Source organism: Pseudomonas sp. AF03-9 (assembly GCF_020515815.1).
Taxonomy (GTDB): Bacteria; Pseudomonadota; Gammaproteobacteria; order Pseudomonadales; family Pseudomonadaceae; genus Aquipseudomonas.
Genome location: NZ_JAHPJF010000024.1, coordinates 76,794 through 90,485 on the forward strand (window position 1 = coordinate 76,794; position 13,692 = coordinate 90,485).

General features: G+C 64.5%; 16 protein-coding genes. 14 read left to right on the forward strand and 2 right to left on the reverse strand.

What is annotated here, in order from left to right:
- Positions 1–27: 27 nt before the first annotated feature.
- From LIY36_RS24810 to LIY36_RS24835, 6 genes are all read left to right on the forward strand, one after another.
- The gene (locus tag LIY36_RS24810; RefSeq protein WP_192300804.1) at positions 28–546 is read left to right on the forward strand and encodes a cytochrome c oxidase subunit 3; all 519 of its coding nucleotides are present in this window, start codon (positions 28–30) and stop codon (positions 544–546) included.
- A 7-nt stretch (positions 547–553) separates the two neighbouring features.
- Positions 554–787: a cytochrome C oxidase subunit IV family protein gene (locus LIY36_RS24815; RefSeq protein WP_226457523.1), complete on the forward strand. Its 234-nt coding sequence runs from the start codon at positions 554–556 to the stop codon at positions 785–787.
- A 333-nt stretch (positions 788–1,120) separates the two neighbouring features.
- Positions 1,121–1,480 (forward strand): hypothetical protein, encoded by a 360-nt coding sequence (locus tag LIY36_RS24820; protein ID WP_226457524.1) that lies wholly within the window; start codon positions 1,121–1,123, stop codon positions 1,478–1,480.
- Between the two features lie 370 nt (positions 1,481–1,850).
- Positions 1,851–2,291: a c-type cytochrome gene (locus LIY36_RS24825; RefSeq protein WP_192300757.1), complete on the forward strand. Its 441-nt coding sequence runs from the start codon at positions 1,851–1,853 to the stop codon at positions 2,289–2,291.
- Between the two features lie 3 nt (positions 2,292–2,294).
- The gene (locus tag LIY36_RS24830; RefSeq protein WP_226457525.1) at positions 2,295–3,716 is read left to right on the forward strand and encodes a cbb3-type cytochrome c oxidase subunit I; all 1,422 of its coding nucleotides are present in this window, start codon (positions 2,295–2,297) and stop codon (positions 3,714–3,716) included.
- 65 nt (positions 3,717–3,781) lie between these two features.
- Positions 3,782–5,623 carry a nitric oxide reductase activation protein NorD gene (locus LIY36_RS24835; protein WP_226457526.1) on the forward strand — a complete coding sequence of 614 codons (1,842 nt, stop codon included), beginning with the start codon at positions 3,782–3,784 and terminating at the stop codon, positions 5,621–5,623.
- Here the strand turns inward: LIY36_RS24835 and LIY36_RS24840 are convergent.
- Together LIY36_RS24840 and LIY36_RS24845 are read right to left on the reverse strand one after the other, a co-directional pair.
- Positions 5,617–5,808, reverse strand: coding sequence for a protein DnrP (locus LIY36_RS24840; RefSeq protein WP_192300754.1), 192 nt, complete (start codon positions 5,806–5,808; stop codon positions 5,617–5,619). The two genes, LIY36_RS24835 and LIY36_RS24840, sit on opposite strands and share 7 nt — an antisense overlap.
- On the reverse strand, positions 5,805–6,488 hold the full coding sequence (locus LIY36_RS24845; protein WP_226457527.1) for a Crp/Fnr family transcriptional regulator: 684 nt from the start codon (positions 6,486–6,488) through the stop codon (positions 5,805–5,807). Before LIY36_RS24845 ends, LIY36_RS24840 begins: the two co-directional genes overlap by 4 nt.
- A 136-nt stretch (positions 6,489–6,624) precedes the next feature.
- Between LIY36_RS24845 and LIY36_RS24850 the strand changes: the two genes are divergently transcribed.
- The 8 genes from LIY36_RS24850 (at position 6,625) to ubiT (ending at position 13,398) form a co-directional block, all read left to right on the forward strand.
- Positions 6,625–7,800: an NnrS family protein gene (locus LIY36_RS24850; protein ID WP_192300752.1), complete on the forward strand. Its 1,176-nt coding sequence runs from the start codon at positions 6,625–6,627 to the stop codon at positions 7,798–7,800.
- A gap of 9 nt (positions 7,801–7,809) precedes the next feature.
- Positions 7,810–8,226, forward strand: coding sequence for a hypothetical protein (locus LIY36_RS24855; RefSeq protein WP_192300751.1), 417 nt, complete (start codon positions 7,810–7,812; stop codon positions 8,224–8,226).
- Positions 8,227–8,522: 296 nt separating this feature from the next.
- Positions 8,523–9,170: a pyridoxamine 5'-phosphate oxidase gene (gene pdxH, locus LIY36_RS24860; RefSeq protein ID WP_226457528.1), complete on the forward strand. Its 648-nt coding sequence runs from the start codon at positions 8,523–8,525 to the stop codon at positions 9,168–9,170.
- An 83-nt stretch (positions 9,171–9,253) separates the two neighbouring features.
- Entirely contained in the window at positions 9,254–9,808 is a 555-nt protein-coding gene (gene moaB, locus LIY36_RS24865) for a molybdenum cofactor biosynthesis protein B (RefSeq protein WP_226457529.1), read from the forward strand.
- A complete protein-coding gene (locus LIY36_RS24870; RefSeq protein ID WP_226457530.1) occupies positions 9,805–11,031 on the forward strand; it encodes a molybdopterin molybdotransferase MoeA in 1,227 nt (408 codons plus the stop codon). Before moaB ends, LIY36_RS24870 begins: the two co-directional genes overlap by 4 nt.
- Positions 11,032–11,040: 9 nt before the next feature.
- The gene (gene ubiU / locus LIY36_RS24875; protein WP_192300747.1) at positions 11,041–12,036 is read left to right on the forward strand and encodes a ubiquinone anaerobic biosynthesis protein UbiU; all 996 of its coding nucleotides are present in this window, start codon (positions 11,041–11,043) and stop codon (positions 12,034–12,036) included.
- Between the two features lie 10 nt (positions 12,037–12,046).
- A complete protein-coding gene (locus LIY36_RS24880; RefSeq protein WP_192300746.1) occupies positions 12,047–12,937 on the forward strand; it encodes a U32 family peptidase in 891 nt (296 codons plus the stop codon).
- Positions 12,931–13,398 (forward strand): ubiquinone anaerobic biosynthesis accessory factor UbiT, encoded by a 468-nt coding sequence (gene ubiT / locus LIY36_RS24885; protein WP_226457531.1) that lies wholly within the window; start codon positions 12,931–12,933, stop codon positions 13,396–13,398. The genes LIY36_RS24880 and ubiT overlap by 7 nt, the downstream gene beginning before the upstream one ends.
- Positions 13,399–13,692: the final 294 nt, after the last annotated feature.

Sequence of the window (13,692 nt, forward strand, 5' to 3'; positions counted from 1 at the left end):
TCACGGCGCCTGCCGGGCGACTTGGCGATGTGGTTTTTCATCCTCGCCGAGTTGACGGTGTTTGCGATTTTGATCCTGACGTTTGCCGTGACGCAGCGCCTTGAACCCGAAGTGTTTGCCCTGGGCCGCAGCCAGCTGGACAGCTCCACCGGGCTGGCGATGACCGTGAGCCTGCTGACCGCCGGATTGTGCGCCGCGCTGGGGTTGCAGCAAGTGCGTGGGCAGCCATCGCGGCGCGGTGCCGGGTGGTTTTGTGCGGCGTTGTTGGCAGCGTTGATTTACGTTGGCATCAAGCTGGAGGAATACGCCCACCTGGCGGGGGTTGGGCTGGGCTTGGAATACAGCCGGTTTTTCACTTTGTACTGGGTATTGACGGGGTTTCATTTCCTGCATGTGCTGCTGGGCATGGTGATCCTCGGGTGGCTGGCGGTGGGATGCTGGCGGGGAAGGGTGGCGATAAGCGGGGTGGAGTCGGGCGTGTTGTATTGGCACATGGTCGACCTGGTGTGGGTGGTGTTGTTTCCGGTGGTGTATGTGATGGGGTGAAGGATCGATGAGCACGTCGCAGGGGTTGCTGGTGTGTTGGGCGGTGTTGGTGTCGCTGAGTGCCGGGACGGTGCTGACGGGCGCTGCAGGCTTGTGGTGGGCGGTGCTGCTGTTGGCGGTCTCGAAGGCGTGGCTGATTGCGGACGGGTTCATGGAATTGCGGCATGCGCCCTGGGGGTGGCGGCTGATGCTGTTGGGATGGGCCGTGGTGCTGGCGCTGCTTGTCGGCGCGATCTGCTGAGCGCGCCTTTGTAGTGAGCGGGCTTGCCCGCGCTGGGTGGCGAAGCCGCCCCAAACAGTCCGCGGTGGTGTTTCAGGAGGACCGAGGTGCCTGGATCTGGGGCGGCTTCGCCACCCGGCGCGGGGCAAGCCCGCTCACTACAGCGACCAGTGGCAGGTTTTGGTAGGCAATTGCCTGGTCATTTGTAGTTCATTTCCGAAACATGAGTTCCGCCCCAGACGCTGCCTTACTCCTTCTGCGGTGCCTTCCTATAGTCGTGCGCCACAGAGTGGGTACGGAAACCGCCTTGGGGAAAATGTGGGTGTTCGTCTTTACGAAAGCGCGGGGAATTAAATGGACTGGGAACTAGTCGGCATAGTTGCTGCGCTGATCATGATACTTAGTTTTCCAGGGATCGCTTACAGCATGCTTACCAAGCTGGAAACAGCGGAAAACTATTTGCCCCATAGCGTTTTCATCGTCTCAAACAAGTCTCTATTTCGCGGTCAACCTTTTGAGGGGAAGGCCATGCGATTAATGCTGCTGGCCTATGTGTTGATCATGCCGAAAGTCTTTTATTGGCGAAGGCTTGTGGATCTTGATGAGGTGGCAAGAATCCCACGCAGATTAAAAATCTGGATCATCGCGCCCTGCCTGGTGCTCAACCTTTCTGGAGCGGTCATGACCGCCACTGGGTTAGCTCTTTATTTATAAGGCACAACACTCATAAATACCTGATGCCAGCGGGTGTATAGCAATCAAAATGTAGGATTGGGTCAGCACAAAACGCTCTGACAAACAGGCCACTGTAGTGAGCGGGCTTGCCCCGCGCTGGGTGGCGCAGCCGCCCCAAACGGTCCGCGGTGGTGTTTCAGGAGGACCCAGGTGCCTGGATCTGGGGCGGCTTCGCCACCCGGCGCGGGGCAAGCCCGCTCACTACAAGCGCGTCAGTAGCAGGTTTATGGGGTGACTGAGTGTGGGAGGGCCAAGCTCCTCCACAATCCGCACTTCTTGATCGCCATCAATCACTTTTCACACCCCGCCTTCCTATTATGGCCCCCGCCAAGCCATGAGGAAGACGACCATGTCAGAGACCTTCACCAAGGGCATGGCCAGGAATATCTACTTCGGAGGAAGCGTGTTCTTCTTCCTGATTTTCCTGGCCCTGACCTACCACACCGAACAGACCTTTCCGACTCGCAGCAACGTCGACCAGCTCACCGAAGCGGTGGTGCGCGGCAAGGGCGTGTGGGAGCGCAACAACTGCGTCGGCTGCCACACCCTGTTGGGCGAGGGCGCGTACTTTGCGCCGGAGTTGGGCAATGTGTTCCAGCGCCGGGGCGGTGAAGAAGGGTTCAAGCCGTTCCTGCACGCCTGGATGAAGATGCAACCCCTGGGCGTGCCCGGGCGCCGGGCCATGCCGCAATTCAATCTCAGTGACCAGGAGGTGGGTGATCTGGCCGAGTTCCTCAAATGGAGCTCGAAGATCGACACCAATAACTGGCCACCGAACAAGGAGGGCTGAGCCATGCGCAGCGTCAATCCCTATCTGAAATTCCAATCCCAGGCCGTGGCTAAACCCTACTTTGTGTTTGCCCTGATGCTGTTTGTCGGCCAGGTGCTGTTCGGCCTGATCATGGGCCTGCAATACGTGGTGGGTGACTTCCTGTTCCCGCTGATTCCGTTCAACGTGGCACGGATGGTCCACACCAACCTGTTGATCGTATGGCTGCTGTTCGGCTTCATGGGCGCCGCCTATTACCTGGTGCCCGAGGAGGCGGACCGCGAGCTGCACAGTCCGAAACTGGCGATCCTGTTGTTCTGGGTGTTTGCCGTGGCCGGGGTGTTGACCATCCTTGGCTACCTGTTGGTGCCCTACGCGGCGCTGGCCAAGCTGACCCACAACGAACTGCTGCCAACCATGGGCCGTGAGTTCCTGGAGCAACCGACCATCACCAAGATGGGCATCGTCGTGGTATGCCTGGGCTTTCTCTACAACATCGGCATGACCCTGCTCAAGGGCCGCAAGACCACGGTCAGCATGGTGATGATGACCGGGCTGATCGGCCTGGCGGTGTTCTTCCTGTTCTCCTTCTACAACCCCGGCAACCTGGCGCGGGACAAGTTCTACTGGTGGTGGGTGGTGCACCTGTGGGTTGAAGGCGTGTGGGAATTGATCATGGGCTCGATGCTCGCGTTCGTGCTGATCAAGGTCACCGGCGTCGACCGTGAGGTGGTGGAAAAATGGCTGTACGTGATCATCGCCATGGCCTTGATCACCGGGATCATTGGCACCGGGCACCACTTCTTCTGGATCGGCGCGCCGCAGGTGTGGCTGTGGGTCGGTTCGATCTTCTCGGCACTGGAACCGCTGCCGTTCCTGGCGATGGTGATGTTCGCCTTCACCATGGTCAAACGCCGTCGGCGCCAGCACCCCAACCGTGCCGCAACGTTGTGGGCCAAGGGCACCACGGTGACAGCGTTCTTCGGCGCCGGGGTCTGGGGGTTCCTGCACACCTTGGCCCCGGTCAACTTCTACACCCACGGCACCCAGCTCACCGCGGCCCACGGTCACCTGGCGTTCTTCGGCGCCTACGCCATGATCGTGATGACCCTGATCAGCTACGCCATGCCGCGCCTGCGTGGCCTCGGCGAAGCGCCGGATGCCCGCTCGCAGACCATCGAGGTCTGGGGCTTCTGGCTGATGGTGCTGTCGATGGTGATGATCACCCTGTTCCTCACCGCCGCCGGCGCCGTACAGGTGTGGCTGCAACGCTGGCCGGTGGACGGCGTGGCGCTGCCGTTCATGGCCACCACCGAACATCTGCACGGGTTGTTCTGGGCGCGGTTGGCCAGCGGCGTGGTGTTCCTGCTCGGACTGCTCTGCTACCTGTACAGCTTCCGGCAACGCCGCGCGGTGGCCGGTGAACCGGTGCCGATTGTGCATTGATCGTTAATCCCCAAGAGGGCGGCCCGGCTGATTCAGCGGGCCGTTTTACGTTTGGAGCAATGCCCATGGCTTTTACCCTGGAACTGGAAGAGTGGGTCGGCAGCGCCTGGCACCGCTTTATCACCCGTCGCGCCAGCGTGGATTTCCCCGCGGCGCAGGTCCACTTGAGCGACCGCCAACGCAGCCTGGCGCTGCTGTTTCGCGCCCTCGGCGGCGCCGGTGGCATCGCCCTGGAAGCCGCCGGCGAACGCGACCTGCTGCTGCGCCGTAACCTGTTGATGCGTATTGCCGGCACTTGCAAACAGGCACCGCTGGCGTCCTGCGACGGCAACCGTTTGCGCCTGCCGTCCCGCCTGGCGGTGTTCCCCCACGCCAGCCTCAACCTGGAGCTTTACCGCTGGTTGGCCCTGCTTGCCGCACAGTCCGGCCCGATGACCCACTGGGCGCGGGACAACCAGCGCTGGACCTGGCTGCTGCTGCAACGCTACCCCGCCATGGGCCCCAGCTACCGGCGCCTGGTGGATGCGCACATCGCCTTGCGCCCCGACCCCGCCAGCCTGCGCCCCGACGAAGCGGCGCTGGAAAAAGCCCTGCGCAAGGCCCTTCGCGAGCCCGGCAGTGTGCGCCATCTGCCACGCAGCGAGCGCGCGCCGTGGCCGTTGCCGTTGTGGTTGTACCCGCCGCTGCACCTCGACACGCCGCAAAGCGCCGACCTCGACGACACCGGCGACGATCTGTCAGCAGCGCCCAGTGAACAACACGGCGCACCCAAGCGCGCCACGCGTCTGGATGACCAGAGCCGCGACGGCGGCCTGCTGGTGGTACGCCTGGAAAACCTGTTCAGTTGGACCGAACACGTCGACCTCGACCGCTGGAGCGACGACAGCGACGACCCCGACGCCGCCCGCGTGGCCGAAGACCTCGACCAACTGAGCCTGTCACGCCAGCGTGTGCGCAAAAGTGGCGGGCTGAAACTGCACCTCGACCTGCCGCCCGCCGACGTTGATGACATCCCCCTCGGCGCAGGGATCAAGCTGCCGGAGTGGGACTACCGCCAGCAGCGCCTGCAAGACGCCTTCGTCAACCTGCAACTGATGCAGCTACGCGACGCGCCACCGCAACCCTTGCCCGTGCGCCTGCATGCCGAGGCCCGCCGCTTGCGCCGCCAGTTCCAGCACCTGCGCACCGACCGCCAATGGCAGCGCCAGCAACCCCAGGGCAGCGAAATCGACCTGCACGCCTGGCTGGATTTTCATGTGCAACGCCAGCACGGCGCCTGCGCCGAGCGCGGCTTGTTCATGGAGCAACGTCACAGCCACCGCGACCTTGCCTGCCTGCTGCTGGCCGACCTGTCGATGTCCACCGATGCGCACCTGAACGACAGCCAAAAGGTCATCGACGTGATTCGCGACAGCCTGCTGCTGTTCGGCGAAAGCCTGGCCGGCGCGGGGGACCGCTTTGCGCTGTACGGGTTTTCGTCCCTGCGTCGTCAGCAGGTGCGCATGCAGGTGCTCAAGTCCTTCCAGCAACCCTATGACGACCACACCCGCGGTGCGATCCAGGCGCTCAAACCGGGTTACTACACGCGCATGGGCGCCGCGATCCGCCAGGCCACCCGGCTGCTGGGGGCCTGCCCACAGCGGCGCAAACTGTTGTTGTTGCTCACCGATGGCAAGCCCAACGACCTGGATCTGTACGAGGGCCGCTATGGCGTGGAAGACACCCGCCAGGCGGTGCTCGAAGCGCGGCGCCAGGGCTTGATCCCGTTCTGCATCACTATCGACAAGCAGGCCGGTGACTACCTGCCGTACATGTTCGGCGCGAACGGCTTCACCCTGATCCGCCAGCCACAGCAGTTGCCGCAGCGGCTACCGCAGCTGTACCGGCAGTTGACCGAGGGTCAGTAAATATCCCGGGGGAGCCAGAAGAACATCGCGATGCAAAACAGCGCCAGGCCCACGCAGAACCACTGAAAGCGGCTCAGCCGCAAGGCCTGTTTGCTGGCCTCGGACGCCGGCAGCGGCATGGCGCAGTGTGCGCAGGTGACGCGTGCTTCGGGGTTGCGCCGCTGACAGTACAGGCAGGTCTTCACTCGAATTGCTCCAGGCGCGGGCGGTCGAGAATGGCGATATGACGACCGTCCTGGGTGATGATCTTTTCGTCGATCAAGCGCCGGATAATCCGCGAGAACGTCTCCGGCTGGATCGACAGGTGCCCGGCGATCAACTGCTTGGCCATGGGCAGTTCGAAGCGTGTTTCGGTGTTCTGCTGGCGCACCAGTTGTGTGAGCAGGTAGCGCACCACGCGGTGGGTGGCGTTCTTCAGCGACAGTGTCTCGATCTCGTTGACCCGCTGGTGCAGGCGCACGCACAACGTGCCGAGCAGGGCGAAGGTCAGGCGGCTGTTGCTGTGCAACAGGCGCATGTAGGTGGCGTTGGACAGCCGATACACCTGGCTCGGGCACACCGCTTCGGCGCACGCCACATAGTTGGGCGTGTCCATCAGCATCATCGCTTCGGCGAACGTCTGGCGTTCGCCGATCACCTCGAACACCTTCTCCTGGCCGTCCGGGGTCAGGCGGTAGATTTTCACCGCGCCGGCAATCACAAAGTAAAACGCCTCGGCCGGTTCGCCCTGGCGGAACAGCGGCTCGCCCTTGTCGACATTGAGCAGTTGGCTGTTGCTCATCAACTCAGTCAGTTGGGCCTCGTCCATGGGCTCGAACAGGTGGTGACTGCGCAGGATCTGGTGATGGACACGATGGAGCACCATCAATACCTCGGGACACAAAGGGGAAGGGGGGCTCAAGGTTAATCCGACTACCCTTGGCACAGCTTGATCTGCGACAAGGGCAAGACGCGCGCGCAGGCGCACCATCGGCACAGAAAATGAGTTGAGGAGCCGCAGCATGCAAGTTCTGGATCGGCGCAAGGCACTGTCGATTACCCCGTTGTTTCGCCTGGCCTTCCGGCCGTTCTTCCTCGGCGCGTGCCTGTTGGCGGCGTTGGCGGTTCCCCTGTGGCTGCTGGCCCTGGGGGGCATGACCGGCAACTGGCAACCGGCCGGCGGCTGGCTTGTCTGGCATCGGCATGAACTGCTGTTTGGCTTTGGCGTGGCGATCATCGCCGGGTTCCTGCTGACGGCGGTGCAGACCTGGACCGGCCGCCCGGGCCTCAGCGGTGCGCCCCTGGCGGCGCTGGCGGGTTTGTGGCTGGCGGCGCGCCTGGGCTGGTTGCTGGATATTCCATGGCCGCTGCTGGCGCTGCTGGAACTGAGCTTTCCGCTGGCGGTGGCCGGGGTGATGGGCTGGACGCTGTGGCAGGTACGCCAGCGGCGCAACTACCCGATTGTGCTGGTGCTGGTGCTGCTGGCCGTGGCGGATGGGTTGTCGCTGTATGACCTCGGCCTGCAACGCCAGGCGGTGCTCACCGGGCTATGGCTGGTGGCGGCGATGATGGGCTTGATCGGCGGCCGCGTGATCCCGTTTTTCACCCAGCGCGGCCTGGGCCGGGTCGAGGCGGTCAAGCCGTGGCCGTGGCTGGATCATCTGCTGCTGGGCGGCTCGATCCTGGTGGCGCTGTTCTATGCCAGCGGGCTGGCCCTGTCGCCGCGCCTTTGGCTGGGCGTGCTGTTTGCCGCACTTGGCGTGGGCCACCTGCTGCGCCTGGTGCGTTGGCACGCGCGCGGCCTGTGGCAGGTGCCACTGTTGTGGTCGCTGCACCTGGCGTACGCCTGGCTGGCGCTGGCCTGCCTGGGCATGGCGCTGTGGCATTTCGGCGCGCCGTTGAACCCCAGCCTGGCGGTGCATGCGCTGACGGTGGGGGCCATGGGGGGCTTGATCCTGGCGATGATCGCGCGGGTCAGCCTCGGCCACACTGGCCGCTCGCTGCAACCGCCAGGTGGGATGAGCCTGGCGTTTGCGCTGCTGAACCTGGCGTGTGTGTGCCGGGTGCTGCTGGTGCTGGTGTGGCCGGTGGCGGCGCTGTGGCTGGCGGGGGCGTGCTGGTGCGTCGGGTTGGGGCTGTACCTGTGGCGTTATGGCCCGATGCTCTGGCAGGCGCGGGTCGACGGGCATCCAGGGTAGGAGACAGCCATGTATTCACTGTTGCTGATCGTACATCTGCTGGCGGCCATCGCGTTTATCGGCACGCTGTTTTTTGAACTGGTGATCTGGCACAGCGCCCGGGAAGAGTTGGCCTGGTCGGCGCAATTCACCTCGGACCAGGCGATCGCCCGGCGATCGCGGCGGGTGCTGCACGGGGTCGTGGTGGTGCTCTACGGCGCGGGCCTGGGCCTGGCGTGGCACTACTGGAACGTGCCGTGGACCGCTCGTTTTACGCTGTTGTTCAGCCTGAAAGTCAGCCTGGCGCTGAGCATCATCGGGCACTACCTGCTGCTCGCGTACTGGCTGACCCATAAGCGCCTGAGTGCCAAGCGCGCACTGTGGATCCGGCGCAGCATCCTGGGGCACATGGTGCTGATCGTGATCCTCGCCAAATCCCTGTGGTAACCCCTGCATCAACCGCCTTTGTAGTGAGCGGGCTTGCCCCGCGCTGGGTGGCGCAGCCGCCCCAAACCCAGGCACCTTGGTTTGTCTGAAACACCGTGGCGTCCTTGTTGGGGCGGCTTCGCCACCCGGCGCGGGGCAAGCCCGCGCACTACAGAGTGTTCAAGGCCAGGGTGCAGGAATGTGATGTTGTACACAGTTGCCATGCGGCGTCATGCCACGGCCAATTGTTGATCGCGGTCAAGGGATCATTCGGCGTCAGTTCCCACACTGTGGCGAACTTTCCGGAGGACCGCGTCATGCCCCTGTCCCTTGCGCAATTGCGCCGCAACTACACCCTTTATGGCCTGCGTGATGACTGCGAGCAGGACGACCCGCTGGAGCTGTTCGGCCAGTGGCTGGCCCAGGCGCGCAAGACGGAAGTGCCGCCCGCCGAGGCCAACAGCATGGCCCTGGCCACGGTCGACAGCAGCGGCCACGCCCATTGCCGCATCTTGTTGCTCAAGGGCTTCAGCGCCGAAGGGTTTTTCTTTTTCGGTCATTACCAGAGCGCCAAGGGCCAGGAACTGGCGAGCAACCCCCACGCCGCCATGACGTTTTTCTGGCCCGGCCTGGAGCGCCAGGTGCGCATCGAAGGCCCGGTGATGAAGGCCGACACCGAACTGTCCGACGACTATTTCGACGCCCGCCCGGCCGCCAGCCAACTGGGCTCCTGGGCCTCGCCGCAGAGCCAGCCATTGGCCCATCGCAGCGAGCTGGAAGGCCGCCTGCGTGAAGTCACCGAGCGTTTCGCCGGGCGCCAACCGCCACGGCCGGAGCAATGGGGCGGTTATTGCCTGCAACCGCAGCGCATCGAGTTCTGGCAGGGGCGTGCGGATCGTTTGCATGACCGCCTCGACTTCCGCCTGCACGACGGCCACTGGAAACGCACGCGCCTGGCCCCCTAACGGCATACCTCCTCCGAGGAATAGGCCCTGCGCCCATTGCGGCGCAGGCTGCAACCATCTTTCCAACGCCTGGAGCCTGGATCATGGCCCATCTGACCCAACGCAGTTTTGTCTCCCTGAATATCGCGGTGCTGACCATCAGCGACACCCGCACCTACGACACCGACACCTCCGGCGACACCCTGGTGGACCGCCTGCAAACCGCTGGCCACATGCTGATCGACCGCGGCATCGTGATGGATGACATCTACCAGATCCGCGCGCGCGTCTCGCAGTGGATCGCCGACCCCCAGGTGCAAGTGGTGCTGATGACCGGCGGCACCGGCTTCACCGCTCGAGATAACACGCCCCAGGCCGTGCTGCCGTTGCTGGACAAACAGGTCGACGGTTTTGGCGAGCTGTTTCGCCAGGTGTCCCTTGCCGAAATCGGCATGTCGACCCTGCAATCGCGTGCCCTGGCCGGTTTCAGCAACGGTGTGCTGGTGTGCTGCATGCCAGGTTCGCCGGGCGCGTGCCGCACCGCCTGGGACCAGATTCTCGTCGGTCAACTGGACAGCCGCACCGGCCCGTGCAATTTCGCGCCGCACCTCAAGCCACAACTCGACCAGGCGCTCGCGGCCTGTGAGGCGCGCTCATGAACGTGTGTGACAGCGGCGACCTGCTGCCGGTAGAGGAGGCCATCGAACAGTTGCTGGCACAGGCGCCGCCGCCGCCTTCCACTGAAGTGATTGCCTTGGCCCAGGCCCTTGGGCGGGTCGTCGCCGACGAAGTGTTTTCACCCCTCGACCTGCCAAGCTGGGACAACAGCGCCATGGACGGCTACGCCCTGCGCGCGTTTGACGTGCCGGAGCAGGGTGGTTACCTCGAAGTGGCGGGGCGCATCGCCGCCGGGCACAGCAGCGACGTGCCGTTGCAGGCCGGGCAGGCGGTACGCATCTTTACGGGTGCGCCGTTGCCGGCGGGTGCCGACAGCGTGGTGCCGCAGGAACGTTGCCGGGTGTATGGCCAGCGCATCTGGTGCCCACCCGTGCGCCTGGGCGAACACGTGCGCAAGCGCGGCGAAGAGCTGCAACGCGGGCAACGGGTGTTGAGCGCCGGCAAGCGCCTGCGTGCCCAGGAGATCGGCCTTCTGGCGGCGGCGGGCATCCCGCGGGTCAAGGTCTATCGGCCGCTGCGGGTGTGCCTGCTCAGCAGCGGTGATGAATTGCGCGAGCCGGGTGAGTCGCTCGCACCCGGGCAGATCTACAACAGCAACCGCCACCTCCTCGCGGCGTTGCTGCGCGGTTGGGGCGTGGACGTGCACGACTACGGCGTGATGGCCGACGCCCTGGCGGCCAGCCGCGATGCGCTGGTGCTGGCGTCTTCCGAATGCGACCTGCTGCTGACCACCGGCGGTGTGTCGGTGGGCGAGGAGGACCACCTCAAGCAGGCGATCCAGGCGCTCGGCAAGGTCGAGTTCTGGCGCCTGGCGATCCAGCCCGGCAAGCCCTTGGCGTTCGGCCAGGTCGCGGGCAAACCGTGGATCGGCCTGCCGGGCAACCCGACCGCCGCGCTGATCACCGCGTTGGTGGTGGTGCGCCCGTTCCTGCTGCGCGCCCAGGGGGCCGAGCGGGTGTTGCCGGTGCCGATCAACGTGGTGGCCGGGTTTGACTGGGCCAAGCCGAACAAGCGCCGCCAATACCTGCGTGCGCGCTTGAGCCCCGGCATCGATGGGCAATTGCGCGCCATCCTGCACCCGCAGCAAAGCTCGGCGATGCTCGCGCCCGCGTGTTGGGCCGACGGCCTGGTGATTGTCGAACGCGGACAGCAGGTGCCCAAGGGGGCGGCGGTGCCGTTCCTGTCCTTTGCCGATTTTCAATAAGGAGCCACCATGCAACTGGTCTGCCCGGCAGGCAACTTGCCTGCGCTGAAAGCCGCCGTGCGCCAAGGCGCCGATGCGGTGTACGTGGGGTTTCGCGATGACACTAATGCCCGGCATTTCGCCGGGCTGAACATGGACGACAAACAGTTCGACGCCGCCGTCGCCCATATCCGCCAGCACCAGCGCAAGCTCTACGTGGCGGTCAACACCTACCCGCAACCCAAGATCTGGCCGCGCTGGCAACGGGCGGTGGACCGCGCCGCCGATCATGGCATCGACGCGCTGATCGCCGCCGACCCCGGTGTGCTCGGCTACGCCGCCCAGCGTCATCCGCACCTGGCCTTGCACTTGTCGGTGCAGGGCTCGGCCACCCATGCGGCGGCGCTGAAGTTCTACGTTGAACGCTACGGTATCCGCCGTGCGGTGCTGCCGCGTGTGCTGTCCCTGGCCCAGGTCAAGCAGGTGGCGGCCAGCGCCACGGTGCCCATCGAAGTGTTCGGCTTTGGCAGCCTGTGCATCATGGCTGAAGGGCGCTGCCACTTGTCGTCCTACATCACCGGGGAATCGCCCAACCTGTGCGGTGTGTGCTCACCGGCCAAGGCCGTGCGCTGGAGCGATGACGCCGACGGCCTCAGTGCGCGCCTCAGCGAGGTGCTGATCGACCGCTACACGCCGGACGAACCCGCCGGCTATCCGACCCTGTGCAAAGGCCGTTTCCTGGTGGACGGCAAGCGCTTCCATGCGCTGGAAGAACCCACCAGCCTGGACACCCTCGACCTGCTGCCAGAGCTCACGGCCATCGGCGTGGAAGCAGTGAAGATCGAAGGCCGCCAACGCAGCCCGGCGTATGTCGAGCAAGTCACCCGCGTCTGGCGCGCCGCCCTCGACGCCCACCGCGCCAGCCCGGCCCACTTTGTGGTCAAGGACCAATGGCGGCAGGTGTTGGCGGGGCTTTCCGAAGGCAGCCAGACCACCCTGGGTGCTTACCATCGTGCATGGCAGTGAGGAACCACAGATGAAACTCAGCCTCGGACCGGTGCTGTTTTATTGGGACAAGGAGCACCTCGGGCGCTTCTATGCGGACATGGCCGACTTGCCCCTGGACGTGATTTACCTGGGCGAGACCGTGTGCTCCAAACGCCGCGCCCTGAACCTCGATCAATGGCTGGGCCTGGGGCGTGAATTGCAGGCGTGCAGTTCGGCGCAGATCGTGTTGTCGAGCCTTACCTTGATTGAAGCCGCCTCGGAACTGTCCAGCCTGCGTCGCCTGTGCGACAACGGCCAGTTGCTGGTGGAAGCCAACGACATGGGCGCGGTGCAGTTGCTGATGGAGCGCAAGCTGCCCTTCGTCGGCGGCCCGGCGCTCAACCTCTACAACGGCCACGCCCTGGTGCAATTGCTCGATGCCGGCATGCAACGCTGGGTGCCGCCGGTGGAATGCTCCCGCGGCTTGATCGCCGATGTGCTGGAGCAAGTACGTGAACTGGGGCGGCCGTTGCCCCAGGTCGAGATCTTCGCCTACGGTCATCTGCCCCTGGCCTACTCGGCGCGCTGCTTCACTGCCCGTGCGGAAAACCGGCCCAAGGACGACTGCCAGTTCTGCTGCATCAACTACCCGGACGGCATGGCCTTGACCAGCCAGGAAGGGCAGGCGTTGTTTACCTTGAACGGCATTCAGACGATGTCCGCCGACGTCACCAACCTGCTCGCCGACTACCCGGGGCTGGTCGCCTGCGGTGCCGATCTGCTGCGTCTGAGCCCCAGGGCCGAAGGCATGGCCGATGTGGTGCGTGCCTACGACCAGGTGCGCCAGGGCGCCACGCCGCCGTTGTTTGTCGACGGTTGCAACGGCTACTGGCATGGCCAGGCCGGCATGTTGCGGGTCGAGGAGGTGGGGCTATGTTGAATCGCAAACAATGGCTGCTCAAGGGCGCCGACCGTCTGTTGCCACTGCTGCGCCGCGTGCCGTTCCGGGTCCAGCGCCTGGCGTTGCAGCAAGGCCTCAACCGCTGCCTGGCCGAGCCCTTGCGCGCCGGTGGCTTCGACCTGCTGCGCGGGCGCTGGATGTGCCTGCGCATCCCCGACCTGGGGTTGTGCTGGTACTTGACCCTGGCGCGGGATGGGTTGCGCATTGCCGACAAGGCCCAGGCCCAGGTGACCATCAGCGGCAACTGGCGTGAGTTTTTGTTATTGGCCAGTCGGCAGGAAGATCCGGATACGCTGTTTTTTCGCCGGCGGTTGGTGATTGAGGGGGATACGGAGTTGGGGTTGGGGTTGAAGAACCTGATCGATAGCCTGGACCCGGATGTATTGCCGCCGTGGCTATGGCGCAATTTGGAACGTGCGGGACGCGGCCTGGCAGCCTGACGTGTCTCAGGTTCCTACATAACGTTGCTTGGAACACCGGACCTGTGGCGAGGGAGCTTGCTCCCTCGGGGATCTCCAGTCGAGCACTGACAGCGCATCCACACCAATCAACTGTGGGAGCGGGCTTGCCCGCGAAAGCGGTGGTTCAGCCAACACCTCTATCAACAGTGCCACCGCCTTCGCAGCCTCGCTAGGGCTCGACAGCTCCCACAGGGGACTAGCAGTGCCTGGGCGATCTCCAGCCGAACACTCACTCCCCATCAACACCAATCACCTGTGGGAGCGGGCTTGCCC